Consider the following 23,018-nt stretch of genomic DNA (forward strand, 5'->3'; position numbering starts at 1 on the left):
CCCGCATGTCGTCACCCAGCCGGCCCCTGCCATGCAGCTGCAGAACGCCGGCCAGCCGGTCTTCACCGCGCGGCCGACCGAGGCGTCCCGCCGGTCAGAGGCCGTGGGCGCGGGCGATCGACGCGTACACGCCGGCGCTCGGTTTCGGGAGGCGTTCGAAGGTCTCTCGGTTTACCGCGTGCAGGCCCAACTTCGGGCCGTAGCCGAAGATCCACTCGAAGTTGTCCATCAGGGTCCAGTGGAAATAGCCGTGGACCGGGACTCCGTCGGCGATCGCGTCCCACAGGCCGGCCAGTGACTGGGGCACGAAGTCGGCCCGGCGGGCGTCGTCCTCCGTGGAGATGCCGTGCTCGGTCACGATCACCGGGACGCCGGTGGCCTCGTGGGCGTAGCGGACCGCCTCGCCCAGCGAGCGCGGGTCGACGCCGGCGAACAGGGCGCCGTCGACCGGGCCGCCGTCCTCGCCGACCGGGCCCTTGGCGTCGTAGTAGAGGCGTTCGTAATTCTGGATGCCGATGTAGTCGTCGTCGCGGGCCAGCTCGAGCCACCGGTCGTACACCTCGGCTCGTTTGCGGTCGCGCACCGACGGGTCGTCGCCGACCACCCGGTCGTCGACCAGCGCCAGGGAGAAGCCGACCGGCAGGTCGGGGCGACGCGCCTTGATGGCCGCGCGGGCGGCCCGGTGGCCGGCGCTCATCCCGTCGCCCATCGCGTCCATGTCCTCGGGCAGGATCACGTTGGTCAGGCGATAACGCGGGACGCCGGCGGCCTTGGCGGCCGCTTCGAGGGTGGCGCGCTCCAGGTCGCGTACGAAATCCGGCAGATCGAGCCAGGTGAGCAGGCGCGGCAGGTTCGGCTCGTTGAGGGTGACCGCGATCGTGATCTTGTCGCCGAAGGCGGCCATCAGCCGGTCGCAGTAGCGGGCGAAGAGGTCCGGCGCAGCCGGGTCGAGCCAGCCGCCCCGCGCCGCGAACCAGTGCGGCGAGGTCATGTGGTTGAGGGTGACGACGGCGGCCATGCCGTGCTCGGCGCACCGGTCGAGGATCGCCTCGTAGTGGGCGAGCGCCGCCGCGGAGAACTCGCCCTCGCGCGGCTCGACCCGGGCCCACTCCACCGAGAAACGGTAGGCGGACAGCCCCATCCCGGCGGCCAGGTCGACGTCCTCGCGCCAGAGACGGTAGCCGTCGCAGGCCTTCCCGGACCGCTCCTTGAACACCGACGGCTGCACCTGCTCGGCGAACCAGGTGTCGCTGTCGACGTTGTCGCCCTCGATCTGATGGCCGGCGCTCGCGGTGCCCCACAGGAAGCCGGTCGGAAAGGTCCGCGTCATCCGATCATTAGTTCAACCCGGGGTGGGCCGGTCAAGCGCATTGCTCAGACTGTCCGCAGGTCCAGGCTGTGCCGCAGGAACAGGTCCTGGGTGCCGGTCGACCAGCTCAGCACGCCGCCGCGGTAGACGACGTTGGCGGCATCCGGGCTGACCTCGACGGTCTGCTTGTGCTTGAGGTCGTAGATGAGGAGCCCGGCGTTGCCGGTGAGGTCGGCGTTGCCGCCGGTCAGCGCGTAGACCTCGAACCGGTCGAGGACGCCCACGTCGGTGATCGCGGTCTCCGGGGTGCCCTCGGCGACCTCCTGGCGGTTGCCGCCGTCCGGGTGCACGAGCTCGATCTTGACGCCGTCCTTGGTCAGCGAGACCACCCGGCACCAGGTCGGGCTGCAGTTGGTGACCGCCCGGTCGTTGCGGGGCACGGCGACGTCCTGGCCGGTGGTGAGGTTGCGCAGCGTGGTGGCGCCGGCCGCGGAGGTGACGCCGTCGACCAGCCACGGCCACGCCGACAGCTGCCAGGTGCCGGCCTGCGGTGTGACCTCGACCGGGCCGCCGGCCAGCGGGACCGATCGCACCTCGGTCCCGTCGTTCGCGGCGGCCGCCACCCAGTGCACCCGGCCGTCCGCGACCAGCAGGTCGTGCTCCGACTGGTAGAAGCGGGCGTCGCCGGTGTCCCCGGTGATCTGCCGCGGGGGCCGGCTGTCGCGCAGGCCGGCCGTCCACAGCTGCGGGCTCCGGTTGCCGTGGCCTTCGGCCCAGACCACGTCGTCGCCGCTGACCGTGACCGCCGGGAACGACACGTCGCCGCTGATCGGCAGTTGCCGGAACTGCCGCAGCGCGCCGCCGGTCCCCCGGATCAGCAGCCGCAGCGCCTTGCCGTCCTTGCTGAGCGCGGTGCCGATCGAGGTGCTGGCGTCGACGAACCAGTCCGGGGTGAAGGCGGTGCCGTCCGGCAGGTCGGCGGGCAGGCTCCCGCGCTTGGCACCCGGCCAGGCGAGGGCGGCCGACACCGGCTTGGTGTCGGACTGCCCGCGGCCGGGCGGCGCGAACAGCAGCACCCCGCCCGCCACGAGAGCGGCGGTCAGGCTGACCAGGGTCTTGCGGCTGCTCGACAAATCCACCTCCGGAGCGGCCACTCTATCCGGGCCGATTTTCCGGCATCTTCCCAGATCAACACATGCGCAAATGTGAATTGAAGATCGTCCATCCGTACTATTCAATGCCCCTCTCCAGCGTGTGATCCTCATCGATGACCGCGGCGGCGGATCCCGCCGCAGATGTCCGATCGACGGCGCCTAGGAGGCACCCGTAGTGAGTAGGGATCGAACGAGCCGCAGGCGGCTCAGTCACGTTGCCGGAGTCGGCATCCTGATCACCGCCCTGACGGTGGTGGGCGGCTCGTCCAGTGCCACCGCGGCGCCCGTTGCCCGCAGCGGCTTCTCCCCGGTCCCGGCCGGCTCGAAGATCACGAAGATGCCGCCCGGCCTGGCCGGCAAGCCGGTCACCGTGATGGTGCAGCTGGCCGGCGACCCGGTCGCGGTGACCGACGCCGCCGCCACGCAGCCGCTGACCACCACCCAGAAGAAGCAGCGCCGCGACCAGCTCAGCAAGGAGCAGGCGCCGGTCGCGCAGCGCGCCCGCAGCCTCGGCGGCACGGTGCTCGGCAGCTACCAGCACGCCTACAACGGCATCAAGGTGCGGATCAACTCCCGCGAGCTGACCTCGCTGGCCGCCTCCCCGGACGTGGTCGCGGTCCACCCGCTGCAGTCGATCAAGCCGGACAACGTCAACGGAGTCCCGCTGGTCGGCGCCCCGAGCGTGTGGAACGCGCCGGACAAGTTCCGCGGCGAGGGCGTCAAGGTCGCGATCATCGACACCGGCATCGACTACACGCACGCCGACTTCGGCGGGCCGGGCACGACCGCGGCCTACGAGACCGCGCACGCCGCCGAGACCAGCGCGGCCGACCCGGCCCTGTTCGGCCCGGCCGCGGCCAAGGTCAAGGGCGGTGTCGACCTGGTCGGCGACAGCTACAACGCCGACCCGGACAGCGCCGACTACCAGCCGGTGCCGCACCCGGACGCCAACCCGCTCGACTGCAACGGGCACGGCTCGCACGTGGCCGGCACGACCGCGGGCTACGGCGTTCTCGCCGACGGCAAGACCTACCCCGGACCGTACGACAGTGCCACCGTCGCCGCGCACTCCTGGCTCGTCGGCCCGGGTGTCGCGCCGAAGGCCGACCTGTACGCGGTGCGCGTCTTCGGCTGTGAAGGCTCCACCGACGTGGTCGTCGACGCCATCGAGTGGGCGGTCGCCAACGACATGGACGTCATCAACATGTCGCTCGGCTCGCCGTTCGGCACCGCGAACTCCCCCGAGGCGGTCGCCGCCGACAACGCGGCCAAGGACGGCGTGATCGTGGTCGCGTCGGCCGGCAACTCGGGCAACACCCCGTACCTGGTCGGCACCCCGTCCAGCGGCAACGGCGTGATCAGCGTGGCGGCCAGCGACCCGACCAAGTCGTTCCCGGGCGCGCGCCTGCAGCTCGGCACCGGCGCCACCCAGAACGCCATCAACGCCAACGGCGCCACCTTCGCCGACGGCCTGAGCCTGCCGGTCAAGGTGCTGTCCAACGGCGCCGGCGGCATCGCACTCGGCTGCAGCACGGCCGAGTTCAACCAGCCCGGCGTTGCCGGCGCACTCGTGGTGGTCGCCCGCGGCACCTGCGGCCGGGTCGCCAAGGCGGTCTACGGGCAGGCGGCCGGCGCCGCCGCGGTGCTGATGGTCAACAACGCCGCGTCCTACCCGCCCTACGAGGGCCCGATCACCAGCAACCCGGACAACGGCGAGCCGGCGAACGTCACCATCCCGTTCCTCGGTGTCCCGCTGTCGGCCGCGGCCACCCTGCTCGCCGCGGACGGCTCGACCACCACGCTGACCAACCTGCCGCTGGACAACCCGACCTACCTGGGCCTGGCCAGCTTCACCTCGGGCGGCGCGCGGACCGGCGACAGCTGGCTCAAGCCGGACGTCACCGCGCCCGGCGTCAGCATCTTCTCGGTCGGCAACGGCACCGGCACCGGTTCGGTCGCGCTCTCCGGCACCTCGATGGCCGCGCCGCACACCGCCGGTGAGGCCGCGCTGGTCAAGCAGGCGCACCCGGAGTGGCGCAAGGTCTCCTACTGGAAGGCCGCGATCGTCAACACCGCCGACCCGGCCAAGGTCTTCAGCTACAGCACCCGGCTCGGCGGCGCCGGCCTCATCCAGGCTCCGGGCGCGGTCAACACCCAGGCGGTCGCCCTCGGCGACGCGGGCACGGCCACGCTCAACTACGGCTTCCAGGAGCTCGGCGGCAACTTCAGCGGCCGCAAGACGATCAAGGTCAAGAACTTCGGGCGTACGCCGGTGACGTTCACGGTCGCCGTCGACCGGCCGGCCGGCAAGCCGCACACCACCCGCCTGCAGAAGAACCGGATCACGGTTCCGGCCCGCGGCGAGACCACGGTCGATCTGACCCTCGCCGTCCCGGCCGCGACCGCCGGCGACTCGACCGCCTACAACGACGTGTCCGGCCTGGTCACCTTCACCCCGGTCGGCACCAGCAACGCCGGTGTGGCGCTGCGGGTTCCGTATTACCTGGTCCCGCAGGCGGTCTCCAAGGTCAGCACCAAGCTCGACACCGAGAAGCTGAAGCGGACCGGCACGGCCACCGCGACGGTGACCAACCGCAAGGGCGCCACCACCGGCACCGCCGACTGGTACGCCTGGGGCCTGACCGACCCGCGCGACAAGGCCCAGGGTTCGACCGACCTGAAGGCCGTCGGCGTGCAGAGCCTGCCCGCCGACAGCATGATCGCGTTCGCGGTCAGCACCCACGCCCGCTGGTCCAACCCGTCGGCCAACGAGTTCGACGTGTACGCCGACGTCAACGGCGACGGCGTGGACGACTACGCGGTCAGCGGCGTCGACTACGGCCTGATCACCACCGGCGACCTGACCGGCCGGATGGCCACCGCCGTCACCGACCTGCGCACCGGCGACGGCACGATCGAGTTCTTCGCCGACGCACCGTACGACAGCAGCACGCTGACCCTGCCGGTGCTCATCTCCCAGCTGTGCGCCGAGGGTTCGCCGTGCCTGTCCGCGGACAACCCGCGGCTGACCTACCACGCGACCAGCCGGGGCATCGTGGACGCCACCAGCGACACGATCACCGGCACGGCGTCGTTCAACGCGTTCACGCCGGCGGTCAGCACCGGCATGGTCGACGAGATCGCCCCGAACGGCAGCGCCACCGAGACGGTCACGGTCAACCGGGCGGAGTTCGCCCGTACCCCCGCTCTCGGTTTCCTGGTCGTCAGCCGCGACAACCCCAGCCGCGACGAGGCCCAGCTGATCGGCGTCAAGATCCGCTGATGAACCCGGTGGGAGCCGCGCGGTCGCGCGGCTCCCACCGGCCCTTCTTCAGGCCGGGCCGAGCTGGCTGCGCGCCCGCTCCTGCTCCGCCACCTTCAGATGCAACGCCCGCAGCTGAGCCGCCCGCCGCTCGGCCGGCATCGGCCGCACCCGCTCGGCGATCCGCCGCAGCGGCGCCGGATCGTCGAGATCCGCCGGCCGCGGGCAGTCACCCGCCTGCCGGGCCCGCCGCAGCCCCGCCTGCGCCCGCAGCACCGCGAACGGCTCGGCGCCCAGCTCCCGCCGCAGATAGTCGACGTCGACGTCGTCGACCACCTTGTTCCCGACCAGCGTGACCAGGTCGGCGACCCCGGCCGCGGCGGCCAGTTCCCGATAGCGGCACGCCACCGTCACCGACTCCGGGGTCGGCTCGACCACCACCACGATCGCGTCGAACTGCGCGTGCAGCGAGTTCGCGAACGCGTCGGTGCCGGCCACCATGTCGCAGACCACCCAGTCACCGTCGGCCGGCCGCAGATGCGACAGCAGGTTCTCCAGGATGGACAGATGCCCGTGGTAGCAGCCCGCGCCGATGTCCTCGGGCTCGTAGGTGCCGACGTGCATGACATGCGTCCGCTCGTCGAGCGCCACCGCGTGCCGGGCCAGCACCGGGTCGCCGCTCTCCAGCGTGACCAGCCCCGAGCCCGGCCCGGCCGGCGTCGTCGCCACGAACCGGTCCACTCCCCCGACCAGCGGATTCGTGCCGAGCAGGTGACGGCGCACGGCGGTGACGTTGTCCGGGTGCGACAGCGCGGCGGCGGAGTCGGCCACGACGCCGAGCAGCGGCGCCAGGTGCACGTTGACGTCGGCATCGACGGCGAGGACCCGGCGCCCGGTCGCGCGCAGGTACCCGACGAACAGCGCGGCGAGCGTGCTCTTCCCGCTGCCACCCTTACCGGTAAAAGCGATTTTCATTTCCAAGAAGCTAGTGACGGCGCCCGCCGACCACAACGGAACACGCCGCTCCTCTTGCAACTGAAAACCATTTCCAACAAGATGTACGGCGTGAGTACGCGAACCGCCCCCACCCCGACGTCCACCGCCACCGTCGTCACCGTCCTGGCCGGATTCTCGGCATCCGCCACCCTGGCTGTCGCCGACAGCCTGCTCCGGGCGGACGACCGGCTCCTGCTGGTGCAGCACGACATCAGCGAAATCCGCTCCGGCACCGTGCGGCGCGTGGTCCGCGACGCCCACCGGATCCTGGAGGACGTGACCGTCACCGTGGTGCACGGCTGCGTCGCGTGCACGCTGCGCGAAGACGTGCTGCCCACCCTCGCCCGACTCGGACGCCGGCATCCCCGCCGCGACCTGCTGCTCGCCCTGCCGCCGGCGATCGAACCGGAATCGGTGGCGGCCGCATGCCGGCACGTCCCGGCTGCCCGGTCACTGCGCTTCGACTCGTACGTCACCGTCGTCGACGCCGCGACCTTCGTGGACGATCTGTGCGACACCGCCGACCTGAGCGACCGCGACCTGCACGCGGCCCACGACGACCGGCGGGCGGTGGCCCAGGTCGTGGCCCGGCAGATCGAGTTCGCCGACACCGTGGTTGGCTGGAGCCGTGCCACCGACACTAAGGCCGGCTGGAGCCCGGCCACCGACACCGAGGCCGGCCGAGGCCAGGCCGGCGGCGCCTACGAGGCGGGCCGGCTGACCGCCCTCGTCCACCGGCTCGCGCCATGGGTCACCTATGTCCGCGACGACGTCACCGGCCTGCGTGGCACCGGCCGGCACGACCCGTCGGCGCCCGGCATGACCGGCCGCGCCCTGGAAGGCCGGCCGATCGGCGTGAACGACCCTGCGGGTTCGTTCGGGGCGTCGTCGATGCTGTTCGACAGCCGCCGCCCGTTCCACCCGGAACGCCTGCACCGCGCCCTGCCCGCCCTGACTCACGCGGCCCTGCGCGGCCGCGGCCAGCTGTGGATCGCCAGCCGGCCGGACGCGGTGATCGCTTGGGAGAGCGCCGGCCAGGGCATCAGCCTCGGCCCGCTCGGCTCCTGGCTGGCCGCCGTGCCACCCGACCGCCGGCACGAGCCGAGCGACCTGCGCCGCCTGGCCGCCGACGCGACGTGGGACCCGTATTACGGCGACCGTCGCACCGCGCTGGCTTTCATCGGCCTCGACCTGGACACCACGGGCCTGCACGACCTACTGACCGCATGCCTGCTGACCGACACCGAGCTGGCCGCCGGCACCGAGACCTGGCCCCACCTCAACGACCCGTTCGCCGACTACTTCCCGCTCGACCACACCCCGAAGACCCGACCGTAGAGGTGTCCACCCCACGCACAGCTAGGCCGAAGAACCCCAGACCAGACCGAAGAACCTCAGGCCGAAGGACGCCAGCCCGAGGGCCCACGGGCCGAAGTATCCCAGCCCGAAGGACGCCAGCCCGAAGGACGCCAGCCCGAATGCCCACGGGCCGACGAACCCCAGACCGAAGGACCCCAGACCGCGGGACACCGGGTCAGGATCCTGGGCCGAAAGATCCGGCGTGCGGGCACGACGGTCGTCAGGTGCGGATGTAGCGCAGGACGTCGTCGACCAGGGCGCCGATCGCGTCGTTCGGGAGGGAGTAGAAGACCTGGCGGCCGTGTCGGCGGCGGCGGATCAGGCGGGCGTCGACCAGGTGGCGCAGGTGGTGGGCGACCGCGGTGGAGTGCACGTTCATGGTCGCGGCCAGGGTCGATGGGCTGGCCTCGCCCGCGCGCAGCAGGATCAGGATGTGCAGGCGATGCTCGTAGGCCATGCCGCGCAGTGCCTCCACCGCACGTTCGAGCTCGGTCAGGCTGATCGTCACTGCGTCACCACCGCAGGTCGGGCCGCCGCGGAGCTGCCGCCATCCGATCGGCCGGGCACGGCCGGGGCGGCCGAGGCCGGAATCCGGCGAAGCTGGGTGGGAAGCCAGCGAAGCCGGGAGGAAAGCCAGGAGACCGCCAAGACCGCGGTGGCGATCAGCGAGATGCTCGCGCCGGCCGCGACGTTCCAGTGGCTGGAGACCCACAGGCCGACCAGGCCGCTGCCGACGCCGAAGACGACGGCCATGGCGGTGATCACCGGCAGGCGGTCGGACCACAGGCGGGCCGCGGCGGCGGGAGCGACGATCAGGGACAGGGCCAGGATGGTGCCGACCGCGGGCACCACCGTCACCACGACGATCTCGATGGTCAGCAGCAGGACGATGTCCCAGGCACCCGTGCGCAGGCCGGCCGCCTGGGCGCCGGTGCGGTCGAAGCCGACCAGGAGCAGCGGGCGGGCGCAGACCAGCAGCACCGTCGCGACCACGGCCAGGACCACGGCCGTGGTCGCCAGGTCCGTGGTGCTCACCGTCAGGATCGAGCCGACCAGGAACGACGACAGGTCCCGGCTGAAGCCGCTCTGGGTGGCGACCAGGCCGGCGCCGAGCGCGAAACCCGCGGACAGCAGGACGCCGGTCGCCGCGGCGGCGTCCTGGCCACGGCGGCGGGACAGCGCGGCCACGCCGAGGGCGATGATGCCGCCCGCGACCGCGCCGCCGATCAGGAGGTTCACGCCGATGATCGAGGCGGCCACCACGCCCGGGAAGGTGGCGTGGGTGAGCGCCATCGTGAAGAACGACAACCGGCGCAGCACCACCTGCACGCCGACCAGCCCGCCCAGCGCGCCCGCGAGGATCACCTCCACGGTCGCCCGGTGCAGGGCGTCATCCCACCAACTCATGCCAGCTCCTCGCTTCGCTCCGAGCTGCCAAGTGCAGATTCCGCACTGAGCTCGCCGATTCGCTCGCTACGCACGCTCATGCGGGGAGTTCCTCTCGACCGGGGCCGGTGGCCGGCGGGTGCGCAGCAGGCGCACCGGGATGAGCAGCAGGTAGGCGGCGACCAGTAGCAGGACCACCGACGAGGCCGAGGTCAGTGCGATGCCGTAGGTCAGCGAGGCGGTCCAACTGGCGAGCAGGCCCGCATAGCCGGCGCCCGCGATCAGCAGCGTGCCGATCACCGCCATCGCGGCCAGCCGGTCGGTGATCATGCGGGCCGCCGCGGCCGGGACGATCAGCAGCGCCACCACCAGGATCGTGCCGACCGCGCGGACCGCGGCCACCACGACCAGCGCGACGATGACGTTCAGCCACAGGTCGAGCCGGCCGATCCGGTAGCCCGCGGCGGCCGCGCCGGCCGGGTCGAACGTGCGGAACAGCAGGGCCCGGGCCCCGATCAGCAGCGCCACCAGGACAACCGCCGCGAGCACCGCGGTCTCGGCGATCTGCCCGGGCGTAACGGTGAGCAGGCGGCCGAACAGAAAAGACGTCAGATCCGAGGTGTACGACGATCGCCGTGACACCAGCACCACGCCGATCGAGAACATCGCGGTCAGCACGACCGCCGTGGCCGCGTCGTCGGACACCCGGGCGCCGCGGGTCAGCACGGTCAGCACCACGGCGGTGACCAGGCCCGCGACGAGTGCGCCGACGAACAGGCCGTCGAGCCCGCCGGCCACGAACCCGATCACCACGCCGGGGAAGATCGTGTGGGTGAGCGCGTCGGACACGAACGACAGCCGCCGGGCGAACACGAAGACGCTGACCGGGCCGCAGACCAGCGCCAGCAGCACCATCTCGGCCAGCGCCCGCGCCATGAACGGGGCGGTGAACGGCTCGATCACAGCTCGACCAGCACTCCCCGGTCGCCGTACGCCTCGCGCAACTTCGCCACCGTCAGGGTTTCGGCCGGTGGGCCGACCGCCCACTGCCGCCCGTTGACCAGGCACACCAGGTCGGCGAGGTCGCGCGCCACCGCCAGGTCGTGGGTGCTCAGCACCAGGGCCGTACCGGCCGCGGTGAGCTGCCGCAACGCGCCCGCGATCGCCTCCTGGCTGACCGCGTCGACACCGTTGAACGGCTCGTCGAGCAGCAGCAGCCGCGGTTCGGCGGCGATCGCCCGGGCCAGCAGCACCCGCTGCCGCTGACCGCCGGAGAGCGTGCCGAAGCGGTGCCCGGCCCGGTCGGCCAGCCCGACCCGGTCGAGGGCCTCGGCCACCGCTCGCCGATCGGCCGCGCGGGCCGGCCGCCACCAGCCGATCTCCCGGTAGCGGCCCATCATCACCACCTGCCGGGCGCTGACCGGGAAGTCGGCGTCGAGGGTGTCGGTCTGCGGTACGTAACCGGCCAGCCCCCGGGCCGCGGCCGGGCTCACACCGAGCACCGATGCGGTCCCGCCGAGCACCGGCACCAGACCCAGGACCGACTTGATCAGGGTGGACTTGCCGGCCCCGTTCGGGCCGACCAGGGCCAGGCTCTGCCCAGCGGCCAGGTCCAGGTCGACGTGGGTGAGCACCGGCGTTCCGTGGTAGCCGACGCTCACCCCGTCGTACTGCAGGGCGGAATCCACGTCAGCCGCCCAGCGCCGACACGATCACCTGCGTGTTGTGCTTCTCGGCGCCCAGGTAGGTGCCCTCCGGCGTACCCTCCGCACCCAGGCTGTCGCCGAACAGGGCGTCCTCGCCCCCGACCACCTTGACCCCCGCCTGCTTCGCGATGGCTTCCGCCGTCTTCGGCGGCAGCGAGCTCTCGGTGAAGATCGCCTTGGTCCCGGTCGCCCTGATCTTCGCGACGAGCTCGGTGAGCTGCTTGGCGGAGAGCTCGGCCGACGTGTCCATGCTCGGGATGACCGACCCGACGAACTCGAGCTGGTACCGGTCCACGTAATACCCGAAGGCGTCGTGGTTGGTGACGAGCTTGCGGTCCGCGGCGGGCAGCTTCGCGAACGCGGCCTCGTTGTCGGCGTCGAGCTTGTCGAGCTCAGCGGCGTACGCGGCCAGGTTCTTGGCGAAGGTCGCGGCCCGCGCCGGATCGGCCGCCGCAAGCCCCTTCTCGATGTTTGTCGCCATGATCTTGGCGTTCTGCGGGTTGTGCCAGATGTGCGGATCCCCGTCGGCCATCTCCTCGTCGCCGGGATCGCCCTTACGCAGGGTCACGCCGGTGCTGGAGTCGACGACCGCCCCTTTGAAGCCGGCCGACGCGATCGTCTGGTCGAGCCATTTTTCAAGACCGACCCCATTCTTGAGTACGACCTTGGCCGTGCCGATCGCCTGGATGTCGGCGGGCGTCGGCTCGTACTCGTGCGGGTCGACGTTGGGCTTGATGATCTGTGTGATGGCAACATCGCCGCCCCCGATGTTGCGGGCGAAGTCGGCGACCTCCGGCGTGGTGGCAACCACCGCAAGGGCGGCGGCACCGTCGGCCGCGGCAGCCGAGTTCCCCACGGCGTCATCGCCGGAGCCACAGCCCGCCAGAGCGGTGACGGCCGCAGCCACCACCACGGTCCAGAGTGCACGTTGCCGATGCTTCATGTGTTCCCTGCTCCCCTTGACTGAGGAGCAGAACGATAATCATTTCCAATAAAAATCGTCTAATAGCAAGATGACTACCTGTGCACGTGCAGATCGACCGCTACATAACGCTTGGCGTTATATATCGTCTGAGGTAGTGTCGCTCGGCATGCGGGAGCCGACGTTTCTGATTCGCACCGCCCTCGCGGCTGAGCCCACCCATGGGTATGGCGAGCTCACCGAATCCGGAGCGGCGGCGCTGACCAGCCAGGTGCAGCGGCTACGGCGCAACGCCGACGCGGCCGCCGCCCGGTTGCGCCCCGCGTTCGGGGGTGCGCTGTGACCACCCGCTCCGAACGGCATTACCGGCGGCTGCTCCGGGCCTATCCCCGGTCCTACCGTGACCACCGCGGCACCGAAATCCTCACCACCCTGCTGGAGATGGCCGAGGACGGCCGCCGGCCCGGCCTGCACCTGGTCCTCTCCGGCCTGTGGCAGCGCTTCAAACTGCCCGCCCGGCGCCCGCTCGCCTGGGTGGCCGCTCTGCTCGCCGCCGCCGTGCTGGGTGGCTTCGGTGCCGCGGCCGGCACCTGGATCGCCTGGCAGACCGCCGCCGCCATCCCGTCCGACCGGAAGGTGCAGGCCCTCAACACCGGCCTGACCGGGATACCCGGCGACGCCCCGCTCTATCACGAGACGTCGGCGCAGCAGGGACCGAGCGTCGCGATCCAGGCCGATGGCACCGCGGGCTGGTCGTCCGCCCGGATCCGCGACGCGCTGACCGGCGCCGGGTGGCGGATCACGTCGTTCCGGGAGAGTGAAGGCCGCACCATCCCCCGCGAAGACATGACCGCCGCCGTCCCGATCAGGTACGGCACCTGGACGGCGACCAGCGGTGGGCTGAGGTTGTGGGGCGATGCCCGGGTCCTCACCGGCGCCCCCTTCACCGATGCGGCCAGCTACAACATCAGGGTGTGGCCGGTGGAGCCCGCCCCGCTGCGGCCGCTGACCATCGCCGGGACCGTCGCCGGTCTGCTCACCGGCTGGCTCCTGGTCACCGCGCTCGCCCGCCGCCGGCTCGCGACGGCCCTGGCCACCGGCGGCTTCATCGCTGCCACGCTGCTCGCCTACGAGTTCTACCGAGACGCGTGCGAGGTGATGGCCTACCCGCACGGCTCGCCCCGGCCGGGCAACGTGGACACCTCGCACGGTGGAACGTTCACGCTGATCTGCACGATCATCGGCCTGTTCGCCATCGCCGCCGCCGTGATCGCGGCGCGACCGGGCCCGGCTGGCGCGGCGGGGCAGCCTCGGCTGGGTGTCCCGGACGACGGTGGCCCGGCGTTGGGAGCGAGCTGAATCCAGGCCTCGCCCACCGGCAGGTGGGCGGGTCCGGGGCGGCGGCGATAGTGCACCGGGTGACCAGCCCGGCCCCGCTGGAACTGGCCGCCGCCCGGACCGCGCCGGTCAGGGGCGGGGGTCGATCGGGGTCATGGCGGGGTGGGCGGCCTCGATCGCCCGGGCCGCGGCCAGGGCGATGTGTTCGCCGTGCAGGCGGGAGATCACCTGGACGCCCTGGGGGCGGCCGTCGGTCACGCCGGTCGGGACCGCCACCGCGGGCAGGCCGAGGAAGTTGGCGGTTACCAGCAGGCGGTGCTGTTGCCACTGCTCGGTGGTTGCCTCGGGGCCGGACAGGTCCCAGCCGATCGCCGGCATCGCCGCCGTGGTCACCGGGCCGAGCACCACCGGGTAACGCGTGTTGAACCGGCGCCACCGGGCGGCGAGGGCGTGTCGTTCGGCCCAGGCCGCGGAGTAGGTGGCGGCGGTGTCGAGGAGGTCCACGCCGGCCACGTTGTCGGTGAAGTATTTGACGGTGCCGGCCGACAGCGGGCCCGGGAAGACGCCCGGGGTAAGCAGAGCCGGGGCCATCTCCGACGCGGAGATCTGGCGCCACAGGGTGGCGCAGCGGTCCACCTGCGGCGGCTCTACCTCCTCGACCTCCCAGCCGGCCTCGGTCAGCGCCCGGGCGGCGGCCCGGACCGCCGCGGCCACCTGTGGCTCCACGCCCCAACCTGCCGGGTCGACCGTCACCGCTACCCGGCGCGGGCCGTCGTAGCCGGACGGGTGCGGGACCGTCACGCTCAGCGGGTCGTTGTCGTCGGCGCCGTGCATCACGCCGAAGAGCAGGTCCAGGTCGGCGACCGTGCGGGCCAGCGGACCGTTCACCGCGAACGCCTGCAACGACAGCTCGATCGGCATGATCTGGCGGGTCGGGGCGGGCACCCGGCCGGCCGACGGGCGCAACGCCGCGATGCCGGCGGCGTGGGCGGGCAGGCGCAGGCTGCCGCCGTAGTCGTTGCCGAGGCCGGCCGCGGCCATGCCGGTGGCGACGATGACCGCGTCGCCGCCGCTGGAGCCGCCGGGGACCCGGCTGCGGTCCCACGGGTTCCACGTGCGGCCGTAGAGGTCGTTGTCGGTGTCCCAGCGCAGCCCGACGTCGGGCATGTTGCCGCGGGCGACCGGGATCGCACCCGCCGCCAGGAGCTTGGTGACGAAGGAGGCGTTCTCGGCCGGGATGTGGTCGGTGGCGAACGGCAGGCCGGACGTGGTGGCCGAGCCGGTGAGGTCGATGTTCTCCTTCACCGAGATCGGCACCCCCGCCAGCGGGCCGCCGTCCTGGCCGGCGGCGATGCGGGCGTCCACGGCGGCCGCGGCCGCCCGGGCCTGGTCGGTGAGGACCACGGTGGCGGCGTTCACCGCCGGGTTCACCTCGTCGATGCGGGCCAGGTGGGCCTCGGCGACGGCGAGGGCGGAGACCACGCCGGTGCGGACCGCTTCGGCGATCTCGGTGGCGGAGAGCTCGGTCAGGGCTCGGTTGTCCATGGTGGTCCTCTCAGCGCACGGTGATGGCCAGGCGGCACCCGGCGGGGCCGCCGAGCAGCACGTGCTGGTGGTTGGGCTTGGTGGTGGCGGCCAGCCAGCGGTGCTCGCCGGTGCCGGGGACGGGGACGAACTCGGGGGCGTCGCTGCTGGCCAGGGTCAGGCGCAGGGCGTGGCCGGGGTGCAGGCGGTAACCGATCTGGCCCAGGTCGATCCGCACCTCGAAGGCGCGGCCGGGGTCGAGGATGGTCTGCTGGCCGCGGGCGATCAGGTGGGTGGCGCCGTCGGGGGCCACATCCGCGAGGCGGGCGAACAGGTCCATCTCGGGGCCGTCCGAGCCGACCGTCGCGGTCAGGGTGATCGGGCCGGCCAGGTCGAGCGGCTCGGTCACCGGGGCTGCCGTGAACGACAGGACGTCGGGGTGGGTGGCCAGGTCGCGTTCGTCGGGGCTTTCGGCCAGGAACGAGAACGGGTCCCTGACCGGGGACTGCACCGGGGACGACGCGTCGTGGGTCCAGGTTTCCTCGGTGGGCGAGGAGGCGGGGTTGAGCAGCAGGGTGCGGTCGGGATGGGGGTGTAACTGCGTGACACGTACCCCTGCTGGTGGCCAGATCTGCGCAGAGCGCAGGGCGGTGTCGCCCGAATTCGCCAGTTGCCAGCGGACCCGTGGGATTGTCGCGGCATTGCCGCGGAGGAAGACGTCGAAGAATTCGGCCGCCGGGGTCAGGTAGCGGTCCATCCAGGACGAATTGCGCGGGGCGGCCGGGTTGAAGTGGCTGTTGTTCTCGTGGTCGATGGCCTCCAGCAGCAGGAACGTGTTCTGTAACCACGCGGGGCGCTGAGTCAGCTCCCGGTAGTCGGACCATTGCCACGGAGCGCAGTTGTCCCACCAGCCGATGGTCAGCAGGACCGGGACCGCGGGGGCGTCGAACGGGCTTCCGGCCGGGAACCGGCGCAGCTTCACCGGGTGCGGGAACCACAGGTCGTACGACGGGGAGCGCGACCCGACCGCCTGGAAGAACTCCTCGACCGCGTCCGCGAGGGGGCGCCGGGTCCAGTCGAGCTCCCACTCGAGGATGTCGCGGTCGTGGAACATCGACAGCGGATAGAAACGGTGGATGGACATCTCCACGTCGTGGGTGCGTTCGCCGGGGGCCGGCACCGGCAGTTCGCCGAGGCGGGTGCCGGTGACCCTTGGGACCATGGCCCGTAGCGCAGGGTGAGCGGACGACGCGGCCGCCCACTGGGTGTAGCCGTAGTAGGAGTCGCCCCACATCCCGACGACGCCGTCCGACCACTGCTGATGGGTGATCCACTCGATGGTGTCGTAGCCGTCGTAGGCCTCGTTGACGAACAGCAGCGTCTCACCCTCGGAGCGGAACTTTCCGCGGACGTCCTGCACGACCACCCGGTAGCCGCGCGCGGTGAACCAGGCGGCGACCCGCGGCATGAACGTGTATTCGCCGGTCTTGTCGTAGGGCAGCCGGGTGAGGACGGTCGGCCCGGGCGTCACGTCGCCGGCCGGCAGGTAGACGTCGGTGGCCAGGTGGACGCCGTCGCGCATCCGCACCATGTGCTCGGTGGCGTCCGGCGACAGCGGGCCGGGGCCGGTGCGGTGGAACTCGATCGTCATCTCAGAGCACCTCGAAGAAGCGGATGCAGACCTGGCCGGCCTCGCCGCGGGCGAGCCCGACGAAGACCGACTCGGCCAGCCAGCGGTGCTCGGCGGCGTCGGTGCGGAAGACCGGGCTGGTGCGGTAGTAGTACTCGGTCTCCGGGATGTCCTCGCCGGCCTCGACCCGGCGGTCGATCTCCGGGTCGGCCCGCCAGAAACCGCGGTTCACGATGTCGATCACGGCACCGTCGTCGGCGCGGAGCAGATACCGTGCGTCGAGTTCGGTGGTGGCGCCGCGGGTCGTCGACCAGTCGCCGCCGCCGGGGAGGACCACGCCGTTCAGCCGGGGGCCGGAAACCGTGCCGCCGGTGATCGGGGTGAACATCAGCACCTCGTCCGGGCCCCGGCCGACGTGCAGCGACTCCGCGACGTCGACCCGGGCCTCGAAGGCGAACGCCAGTCGGGGATCGGGCAGGTTCATGGTGACTCCGTTCTTCGTCGCTATGACAATCAATTAGAGTGAACGCGGACTGTTCTGGGAGAGGGAGCTGCGATGGGACGCCCGAGCATGGCCGCCGAGCGGACCGAGCAGATCATGCAGGCCACCGGGCGCTGCCTTCGGAAGAACGGCTTGGCGGGTACGACTCTGGAGCGCGTCGCCGAGGAGTCGGGGCTGAGCCGGAGCCACGTGCGGCACTACGTCGGCAACCGGGACGACCTGCTCCGCTCGTTCGCGTCGTGGCTCTACACCGGATACGAGTCCGAGTTCACCGGCGCGATCGCGAAAGCCGCCGGGCCGGCGAAGCTGCCGATCGTGATGGACTACCTGTTCGGCGCCGGCTTCCTGCCGATCAACGACGACGACACGGTGATCCGCGAGCTGATCACGGCCGGTATCACCGACGAGCGGATCCGGTCGATCCTGCAGACGCAGTACCTGGGCGCGGTCGACTCGATCGAGGACGCCCTCGCCGCGGAATATCCGGACGCACCCGCCCCGAAGCGACGCTCGGCCGCCTACGGGCTGTGGTGCCTGGCGCTGGGCAACTCGACCATGGCCGAGCTCCAGCTGCCGGTCGCCTCCGGGGGTCTGGTCCGGACGGCCGCCGAATCGTTGCTGGCCACGCTGTAGCTCAGGCACGGGTCGGCACCCATCCGGGGCGCGGGATCGAACCGACCAGCTTCCGGGTGTAGTCCGCCTCCGGTGACGTGAGCACCTTCTCGACCGGGCCGGCTTCGACGATCTTGCCGCGGTGCATGACGATGACGTCGTCGCAGACGTGCCGCACCACCGACAGGTCGTGGGTGATGAAGAGGTAGCCGACCCCGGTCGCCTTGCGGGCATCCGCGAGCAGGTTGAGGACCTGCGCCTGGATGGAGACGTCCAGGGCGGCGACCGCCTCGTCGAGGATGAGCAGCCGGGGTTCGGGGGCCAGGGCGCGAGCGATCGCCACGCGCTGACGCTGGCCGCCGGAGAGCTGCTTCGGCAGGGCCTTGGCGTGCCGCTGGTCCAGCCCGACGAGGTCGAGCAGCTCTTTTGTTCGCCGGGGTCGTTCATCCCGGCCATGAAACTTGAGGACCTCGTCGAGGCAGCTCGCCACGGTCTGACGACGATCAAGCGACTGGTACGGGTCCTGGAAGACCATCTGCACCATGCGCGCCCGGGATTTCCTGTCCGATTTGTCGGTCAAATCGCCCAGCCTGATCGTGCCGGCCGTGGCGCGCTCCAAACCGGCGACGATCCGAGCGCACGTCGTCTTCCCGGACCCGGACTCGCCGACGATCGCGAGCGACCCGCCCGAACCGACCCCGAAACTCACCCCGTCCACCGCCACATGGGACCCGAAGACTTTGCGCAGGTCGGTCACCTCGAGAATCACGACACCTCCAGGTGACAGGCGACCCCGGCGGTCAGGACCGGAATGGTGTCCCGGCAAAGAGGCTCGACGACCGGGCAACGGTCGGCGAACACGCATCCGGCGGGCGCGTCGATGGCCGACTGCGGCACGCCCGGGACGGTCTGCAACCGCTCCCCCGGCGGAACAGAACCGGGCCGGGCTTTCAACAGCGCTTTGGTGTACGGGTGTCGCGCGTCCTCGTGCAGCCGCGCGGCCGGCAGGATCTCCACGATCTCGCCCGCATACATGACCGCGATCCGGTCGCAGACCGCCGTGGCCAGTTCCAGGTCGTGCGAGATGAACAGCAGCGCCGTCCCCCGCTGCCGCCGCTGCTCGTCGAGGATCGCCACCACCTCCTCCTGGGTGGTCACGTCGAGGGCGGTGGTCGGCTCGTCGGCCAGGATCAGGGCCGGCTCCCCGGCGAGCGCGGCCGCGATGACGACCCGCTGCAGCATGCCGCCGGAGAGCTCGTAGGGCCGCTGCTTGAGCCGATGGGCGAGCCGGTCGACGCCGATGTCGGCCAGGATCCCGCCGGCCTTCTCCCGAGCCGCCGCCCGCGACATCCCGCGTTCGCGCAGCACCTCGGTGAGGAAGTCCCCGACCGTCCGCACCGGATTGACGCTGGCCCGCGGATCCTGGAAGACCATCGCCACATCGCGGGACCGCAGCCGCCGCAGCCCGGCCGGATCGAGCCCGCCGATGTCGACACCACGGAACCGGACCGCGCCGGTGGCGACCGACCCGCCGGGCAGCATCCCGAGCACCGACCGGGCGGTCATCGACTTGCCCGACCCGCTCTCCCCGACCAGGCCGACCGCTTCCCCGGCCGCGACGGAGAGGCTGACCGACCGAAGAAGAGGCCGCGGTCCGACCGGCGTCGGGATCTCGACTCGCAGCCGGTCGAATTCGAGCAGCGCGCTCATCGCGAAGCCATCCGTTCGGCGACCACGGTGAACGCCACCACGGTGATCACCACGGCGACGGCGGCCGCGATGGACTGCTGCGGAAAGCCGGCCAGGATGGACGGCTGCCCGTTGGCGATCATGAGACCCCAATCCGCGGCCGGCGGCTGGAGACCGAGGCCGAGAAACGAGATCGACGCGAGGTCGATCATGGCGTAGCCGAAGCTGATCGCCGCCTGCACGACCAGCAGCGGCGCCAGGTTGGGCAACAGGTGACGGCGGCAGATGTGCCAGCCGGAGAAGCCCTGCACGCGCAGCGCCTCCACGTAGGGCAGGGACCGCTCGCGCAGCGCCGCCGCCCGCATCACCCGGGCGATGATCGGCACGTAGGCCAGCGACAACGCCACCACCGGCGCGAGGAAGCCGGCCCCGAAGACGGCCGTGACGGTGATCGCCAGGACCAGGCCCGGGAACGCGAACAGGATGTCGAGCACCCGGGAGACGGCCGCGTCGAACCAGCCGCCGATCCAGGCGGCCGCGACCGCGATCGCCGTGCCGGTCGCGCCGGACAGCACGATCACCACGAGCGGCCCGGCCAGGCTGGTCCGTGACCCGGCGATGAGCCGGGACAGCAGGTCCCGGCCGAGGTCGTCGGTGCCGAGCGGATGAGCGGCGGAGAACGGCGCGTAGGCGTTGAGCGGGTCGACCGCGGTCGGGTCGTGCGGTGCGATCCACGGCGCGAGCAGCGCGGTCAGCGCGACCAGCAGGCAGATGACCCCGGCGATGGTGGTGGCCCAGCCGAAGGAGGCGAGCCGCCGGGCGGGAAGCCGCAAGGGAGTGGCCAGGGCGAGGGTCATCCGGCCTCCCGGGCTCGCAGCAGACGCGGGTCGAGCACCGCGTTGGCCACGTCGACGAGCATGTTGACCAGCACGAACGCGGCCACCAGCAGCAGCGCCAGGACCTGCACGACGACCAGGTCCTGCCGGGCCGCGCTCTGCACGAGCAGCGACCCGAGCCCGCTGACCCCGAACGCCTGCTCGGCGATGGCGGTGCCGGCGAACAGCCCGGCCACGGTGATGCCGGAGACCGCGAGGACCGGCGCCGCGGCGTTGCGCAGCACGTGTTTGCGCAGCACCGCCCACCGCCGCACGCCCCGGGCGCGGGCGGCGACGACGTGGTCGGAGGTCAGTTCGGCGCGCACCTCGGCCCGGGTGATCCGGGAGACGTAGGCGAGGTAGCCGGCGCTGAGCGCGATCGCCGGCAGGGTCAGGTGGTGGATCCGGTCGCCGAACCCGGTGCCCGATCCGTAGACCGGGAACCAGGACAGCTTGGTCGCGAAGATCCAGATCAGCACGATGGCGGCGACGAACGCGGGCGCCGCCATCAGCACCGTCGTGGTCACGGTGACCGCCGCGTCGGCGACCTTCCCGCCGACCGCGGCAAGAATCCCGGACAACACCCCTAGACCCAGAATCAGCATTGCGGCGTACGCGACCAGCAGCACCGTATTGACGAGACGAGCCCCGATCAGGCTGCCGACCGGCTCCTTGACGACCATCGAGTCCCCGAGGTGCCCGGTGAGCACGCCGGAGAGCCACCGCCAGTACTGCACCAGGAACGGGTCGTCCAGGTGGTACTGGGCGCGGATCGCGGCGAGCGCGGCCGGGCTCATCTCGTGCCCGCCGGCGAGCAGGCCGGCCGGGTCGCCGGGCGCGAGGTAGAGCGCGCCGTAGATGACGAAGCTGGCGACCAGCACGGTGCCGAGCATCGCGACCAGCTTGCGCCCGACGAACCAGGGAAGGCCGGTCATGCTGTGCCCTCCTTAGGCATGCCCTTCTGGCCCTCGCCTTCGATGCCGTTGTTCGGTGCGGCTGGGTGCCGCTCGGTGCAGGCGGTCATGCGGCACCGACCTGAGCGGCCCAGGCGGTACTGATGTAGGAGAACGAGGCCGGGGCACCGGTGATCCGCTTGCCGAGGAAGAGCCGGTTGTACGACTCGGCCAGGGTGATCTGCAGCTTGGCCGGCCCGAAGATCGCCTGCGCGGCCACGTACTGCGTGGCCGACTCGGCCGGGTCGGTGGCCGACACCGCGCCGATGATGCTCGCCGTGACCGCCGGGTCCTCGTAACCGGTCCAGTTGAACTGCGCGCCCTTGAGTACGAATCCCGGCGCGTAGTAGAGCGCCCCCGGCACCTCGAGGTAGCCGGTGGTGGCGATGAAGTCGATGCCGGCCCGCAGCGACGGGTCGTAGAACAGCCCGGCGAACTCGGCCGGCTGCAGCTGCTTGATGGTGACGGTCAGCCCGATCTGCTGGGCCGCGGCCTGCGCGATGGTGGCGGTCTGCAGCAGCGCCTGATTGCCGGCCGGCGCGGCGATGACCAGCGCGGTCCGGCTCGGCGCGGCCTCGGCCACCAGCTTCTTGGCGGCGGCCAGGTCGGCCTTGCTCGTGTCCGGCAGGGCGGCGTACCCGTCGTCGTAAATGCTCTTGGCCGGGCTGCCGGACCAGGCGAGCGGCGGGGTGAAGGTCTTCAGCGGCTCGCCGGCGCCCTTGAGCACGCTGGTCACGATGGTGGTCTTGTCGATGGCGAGGTCGAGCGCCTGCCGGATGCGGGCGTCGGCGGCCGGGCCCTCGGCCGAGGCCGGGCCGAGGCTCACGGTCTCGGTGCTCGGCCCGAAGTAGAGCTTCCCGGCCGTGCTCCTGCGCAGCGCGGCCAGGCTGCTGACCGGCGCGCCGTAGATGCCGTCGACCTCACCGGCGAGCAGTGCGCTGGTGATCGTGCTGTCGTCGGTGACGAACACGAAGTCGAAGGTGGCCGCCTTGGCCTTGCCGGCCGTGTCCCAGTAGCCGTCGTAGCGCTTGAGCTCGATCTTCTGCCCGGTCTGCCAGCTGCCGAACTGGAACGGGCCGGTGCACATCACGCCTTTGCTCGGCGTACCGAAACCGGTCCCTGCTTTTGATGTGAAGGCTTGTTCCATGATCGCGCCGGGGACGCCGGCCAGGTCGGGGATGAACTGCACGTCGGGCACGCTGAACTTGACGGTGACCTCGAGCGGCCCGGTCTTGTCGATCGAGGCGACGTTGGCGAAGACGTGCGCGCTGTACGACGCCAGTTTCGGATCCATGTTCCGGTTGAGGCTGTAGACCACGTCGTCGGCGGTCATCGCGGTGCCGTCCCAGAAGGTCACGCCGTCGCGGAGCTTGATGACGACGGTCTTCGCGTCCTTCTGCTCGACGGCGGACGCCAGGCCGGCGGTGGTGGAGAAGTCGGGCTGCAGGCGCAGCAGGCTCTCGCACATGTTGGTGACGACCGAGTTGGCCGAGTAGTCGCCGGTCTTGGCCGGGTCGAGCGAGGTGGGCTCGCCGTTCGGCAGCACCCAGGTGACCTTGTCGATCTCCCCGGCGGCCACCGGCGTGGTGCTGACCAGCGTGATCGCCTCGCCGGAGGTGCCGGCAGTCGTGCCGGACGAAGAACCGCAGCCGCCGATGATCAGCGAAGCGGCCAGTAACGACGGAAATATGCCGTATTTCGGATTGATCATTCGCGCTCCCCTGACGTCGGGCGCGGGGCATCGACGCACCCGCGGACGTCACCGCGAGCGAGCAGCGCTCGGCTGTGGTGACGGTCTCAG

General features: G+C 71.5%; 22 protein-coding genes. 5 read left to right on the forward strand and 17 right to left on the reverse strand.

The genetic code is table 11. The annotated features are described in order from the left end of the window. Positions 1-94 precede the first annotated feature (94 nt). On the reverse strand, positions 95-1,330 hold the full coding sequence (locus Adu01nite_RS14650) for a glycoside hydrolase family 1 protein (RefSeq protein WP_203727367.1): 1,236 nt from the start codon (positions 1,328-1,330) through the stop codon (positions 95-97). Positions 1,331-1,374: 44 nt separating this feature from the next. Continuing rightward, positions 1,375-2,448 (reverse strand): hypothetical protein, encoded by a 1,074-nt coding sequence (locus tag Adu01nite_RS14655; RefSeq protein ID WP_239132404.1) that lies wholly within the window; start codon positions 2,446-2,448, stop codon positions 1,375-1,377. Positions 2,449-2,638: 190 nt separating this feature from the next. Here Adu01nite_RS14655 and Adu01nite_RS14660 point away from each other — a divergent pair, with 190 nt between their 5' ends. Further along, the gene (locus tag Adu01nite_RS14660) at positions 2,639-5,746 is read left to right on the forward strand and encodes a S8 family serine peptidase (RefSeq protein ID WP_203727369.1); all 3,108 of its coding nucleotides are present in this window, start codon (positions 2,639-2,641) and stop codon (positions 5,744-5,746) included. A 48-nt stretch (positions 5,747-5,794) separates the two neighbouring features. On the opposite strand, the gene Adu01nite_RS14665 is transcribed toward Adu01nite_RS14660, so the two are convergent. Next, entirely contained in the window at positions 5,795-6,700 is a 906-nt protein-coding gene (locus tag Adu01nite_RS14665) for an ATP-binding protein (RefSeq protein ID WP_203727371.1), read from the reverse strand. An 81-nt stretch (positions 6,701-6,781) separates the two neighbouring features. Between Adu01nite_RS14665 and Adu01nite_RS14670 the strand changes: the two genes are divergently transcribed. Next, positions 6,782-8,059 carry a CobW family GTP-binding protein gene (locus Adu01nite_RS14670; RefSeq protein WP_203727425.1) on the forward strand — a complete coding sequence of 426 codons (1,278 nt, stop codon included), beginning with the start codon at positions 6,782-6,784 and terminating at the stop codon, positions 8,057-8,059. 21 nt (positions 8,060-8,080) lie between these two features. On the opposite strand, the gene Adu01nite_RS14675 is transcribed toward Adu01nite_RS14670, so the two are convergent. From Adu01nite_RS14675 to Adu01nite_RS14700, 6 genes are all read right to left on the reverse strand, one after another. Continuing rightward, a complete protein-coding gene (locus Adu01nite_RS14675) occupies positions 8,081-8,251 on the reverse strand; it encodes a hypothetical protein (protein ID WP_203727373.1) in 171 nt (56 codons plus the stop codon). Between the two features lie 49 nt (positions 8,252-8,300). Next, a complete protein-coding gene (locus tag Adu01nite_RS14680) occupies positions 8,301-8,588 on the reverse strand; it encodes an ArsR/SmtB family transcription factor (protein ID WP_239132406.1) in 288 nt (95 codons plus the stop codon). After that, positions 8,585-9,487, reverse strand: coding sequence for a metal ABC transporter permease (locus tag Adu01nite_RS14685; protein ID WP_203727375.1), 903 nt, complete (start codon positions 9,485-9,487; stop codon positions 8,585-8,587). The genes Adu01nite_RS14680 and Adu01nite_RS14685 overlap by 4 nt, the downstream gene beginning before the upstream one ends. A 66-nt stretch (positions 9,488-9,553) precedes the next feature. Next, positions 9,554-10,429, reverse strand: a complete 876-nt coding sequence (locus tag Adu01nite_RS14690; protein WP_203727377.1) for a metal ABC transporter permease — start codon at positions 10,427-10,429, stop codon at positions 9,554-9,556. Next, complete coding sequence (locus Adu01nite_RS14695) at positions 10,426-11,154, reverse strand: metal ABC transporter ATP-binding protein (protein WP_203727380.1); 729 nt, start codon at positions 11,152-11,154, stop codon at positions 10,426-10,428. The genes Adu01nite_RS14690 and Adu01nite_RS14695 overlap by 4 nt, the downstream gene beginning before the upstream one ends. Before the next feature lies 1 nt (position 11,155). After that, complete coding sequence (locus Adu01nite_RS14700) at positions 11,156-12,115, reverse strand: metal ABC transporter substrate-binding protein (RefSeq protein WP_203727382.1); 960 nt, start codon at positions 12,113-12,115, stop codon at positions 11,156-11,158. A gap of 148 nt (positions 12,116-12,263) precedes the next feature. Between Adu01nite_RS14700 and Adu01nite_RS14705 the strand changes: the two genes are divergently transcribed. Together Adu01nite_RS14705 and Adu01nite_RS14710 are read left to right on the forward strand one after the other, a co-directional pair. After that, positions 12,264-12,437 carry a hypothetical protein gene (locus Adu01nite_RS14705; protein ID WP_203727384.1) on the forward strand — a complete coding sequence of 58 codons (174 nt, stop codon included), beginning with the start codon at positions 12,264-12,266 and terminating at the stop codon, positions 12,435-12,437. After that, positions 12,434-13,453: a hypothetical protein gene (locus Adu01nite_RS14710; RefSeq protein ID WP_203727386.1), complete on the forward strand. Its 1,020-nt coding sequence runs from the start codon at positions 12,434-12,436 to the stop codon at positions 13,451-13,453. Before Adu01nite_RS14705 ends, Adu01nite_RS14710 begins: the two co-directional genes overlap by 4 nt. 108 nt (positions 13,454-13,561) lie before the next feature. Here the strand turns inward: Adu01nite_RS14710 and Adu01nite_RS14715 are convergent, their stop codons facing one another. Genes Adu01nite_RS14715 through Adu01nite_RS14725 form a run of 3 tightly spaced genes read right to left on the reverse strand, consistent with a single transcriptional unit; the run spans position 13,562 to position 17,070 of the window. Next, entirely contained in the window at positions 13,562-14,977 is a 1,416-nt protein-coding gene (locus Adu01nite_RS14715; protein ID WP_203727388.1) for an amidase, read from the reverse strand. Between the two features lie 10 nt (positions 14,978-14,987). Then, positions 14,988-16,607 carry a CocE/NonD family hydrolase gene (locus Adu01nite_RS14720; protein WP_203727390.1) on the reverse strand — a complete coding sequence of 540 codons (1,620 nt, stop codon included), beginning with the start codon at positions 16,605-16,607 and terminating at the stop codon, positions 14,988-14,990. A 1-nt stretch (position 16,608) separates the two neighbouring features. Beyond that, positions 16,609-17,070 (reverse strand): DUF3237 domain-containing protein, encoded by a 462-nt coding sequence (locus Adu01nite_RS14725; protein ID WP_203727392.1) that lies wholly within the window; start codon positions 17,068-17,070, stop codon positions 16,609-16,611. 72 nt (positions 17,071-17,142) lie between these two features. Here Adu01nite_RS14725 and Adu01nite_RS14730 point away from each other — a divergent pair, with 72 nt between their 5' ends. Then, a complete protein-coding gene (locus tag Adu01nite_RS14730; protein WP_203727394.1) occupies positions 17,143-17,721 on the forward strand; it encodes a TetR/AcrR family transcriptional regulator in 579 nt (192 codons plus the stop codon). 1 nt (position 17,722) lies between these two features. Here the strand turns inward: Adu01nite_RS14730 and Adu01nite_RS14735 are convergent, their stop codons facing one another. The 5 genes from Adu01nite_RS14735 to Adu01nite_RS14755 form a co-directional block, all read right to left on the reverse strand. Next, positions 17,723-18,469, reverse strand: coding sequence for an ABC transporter ATP-binding protein (locus Adu01nite_RS14735; RefSeq protein WP_239132407.1), 747 nt, complete (start codon positions 18,467-18,469; stop codon positions 17,723-17,725). Beyond that, entirely contained in the window at positions 18,466-19,410 is a 945-nt protein-coding gene (locus tag Adu01nite_RS14740) for an ABC transporter ATP-binding protein (RefSeq protein ID WP_203727398.1), read from the reverse strand. Before Adu01nite_RS14740 ends, Adu01nite_RS14735 begins: the two co-directional genes overlap by 4 nt. Continuing rightward, on the reverse strand, positions 19,407-20,246 hold the full coding sequence (locus Adu01nite_RS14745) for an ABC transporter permease (protein ID WP_203727400.1): 840 nt from the start codon (positions 20,244-20,246) through the stop codon (positions 19,407-19,409). Before Adu01nite_RS14745 ends, Adu01nite_RS14740 begins: the two co-directional genes overlap by 4 nt. Further along, on the reverse strand, positions 20,243-21,199 hold the full coding sequence (locus Adu01nite_RS14750) for an ABC transporter permease (RefSeq protein WP_203727402.1): 957 nt from the start codon (positions 21,197-21,199) through the stop codon (positions 20,243-20,245). The genes Adu01nite_RS14745 and Adu01nite_RS14750 overlap by 4 nt, the downstream gene beginning before the upstream one ends. A gap of 85 nt (positions 21,200-21,284) precedes the next feature. Further along, the gene (locus Adu01nite_RS14755; RefSeq protein ID WP_203727403.1) at positions 21,285-22,928 is read right to left on the reverse strand and encodes an ABC transporter substrate-binding protein; all 1,644 of its coding nucleotides are present in this window, start codon (positions 22,926-22,928) and stop codon (positions 21,285-21,287) included. Positions 22,929-23,018 lie beyond the last annotated feature (90 nt).

This window comes from Paractinoplanes durhamensis (assembly GCF_016862175.1).
GTDB classification, from domain to species: domain Bacteria; phylum Actinomycetota; class Actinomycetes; order Mycobacteriales; family Micromonosporaceae; genus Actinoplanes; species Actinoplanes durhamensis.

Excerpts from the sequence above, each read along its gene's own strand:
- Adu01nite_RS14715 (WP_203727388.1), bottom strand. The coding sequence starts at position 14,977 with ATGGACAACCGAGCCCTGACCGAGCTCTCCGCCACCGAGATCGCCGAA.
- Adu01nite_RS14740 (WP_203727398.1), bottom strand. The coding sequence starts at position 19,410 with ATGAGCGCGCTGCTCGAATTCGACCGGCTGCGAGTCGAGATCCCGACG.
- Adu01nite_RS14750 (WP_203727402.1), bottom strand. The coding sequence starts at position 21,199 with ATGACCGGCCTTCCCTGGTTCGTCGGGCGCAAGCTGGTCGCGATGCTC.
- Adu01nite_RS14700 (WP_203727382.1), bottom strand. The coding sequence starts at position 12,115 with ATGAAGCATCGGCAACGTGCACTCTGGACCGTGGTGGTGGCTGCGGCC.
- Adu01nite_RS14650 (WP_203727367.1), bottom strand. The coding sequence starts at position 1,330 with ATGACGCGGACCTTTCCGACCGGCTTCCTGTGGGGCACCGCGAGCGCC.
- Adu01nite_RS14670 (WP_203727425.1), top strand. The coding sequence starts at position 6,782 with ATGTACGGCGTGAGTACGCGAACCGCCCCCACCCCGACGTCCACCGCC.
- Adu01nite_RS14745 (WP_203727400.1), bottom strand. The coding sequence starts at position 20,246 with ATGACCCTCGCCCTGGCCACTCCCTTGCGGCTTCCCGCCCGGCGGCTC.
- Adu01nite_RS14685 (WP_203727375.1), bottom strand. The coding sequence starts at position 9,487 with ATGAGTTGGTGGGATGACGCCCTGCACCGGGCGACCGTGGAGGTGATC.
- Adu01nite_RS14755 (WP_203727403.1), bottom strand. The coding sequence starts at position 22,928 with ATGATCAATCCGAAATACGGCATATTTCCGTCGTTACTGGCCGCTTCG.
- Adu01nite_RS14720 (WP_203727390.1), bottom strand. The coding sequence starts at position 16,607 with ATGACGATCGAGTTCCACCGCACCGGCCCCGGCCCGCTGTCGCCGGAC.
- Adu01nite_RS14705 (WP_203727384.1), top strand. The coding sequence starts at position 12,264 with ATGCGGGAGCCGACGTTTCTGATTCGCACCGCCCTCGCGGCTGAGCCC.
- Adu01nite_RS14730 (WP_203727394.1), top strand. The coding sequence starts at position 17,143 with ATGGGACGCCCGAGCATGGCCGCCGAGCGGACCGAGCAGATCATGCAG.
- Adu01nite_RS14665 (WP_203727371.1), bottom strand. The coding sequence starts at position 6,700 with ATGAAAATCGCTTTTACCGGTAAGGGTGGCAGCGGGAAGAGCACGCTC.
- Adu01nite_RS14725 (WP_203727392.1), bottom strand. The coding sequence starts at position 17,070 with ATGAACCTGCCCGATCCCCGACTGGCGTTCGCCTTCGAGGCCCGGGTC.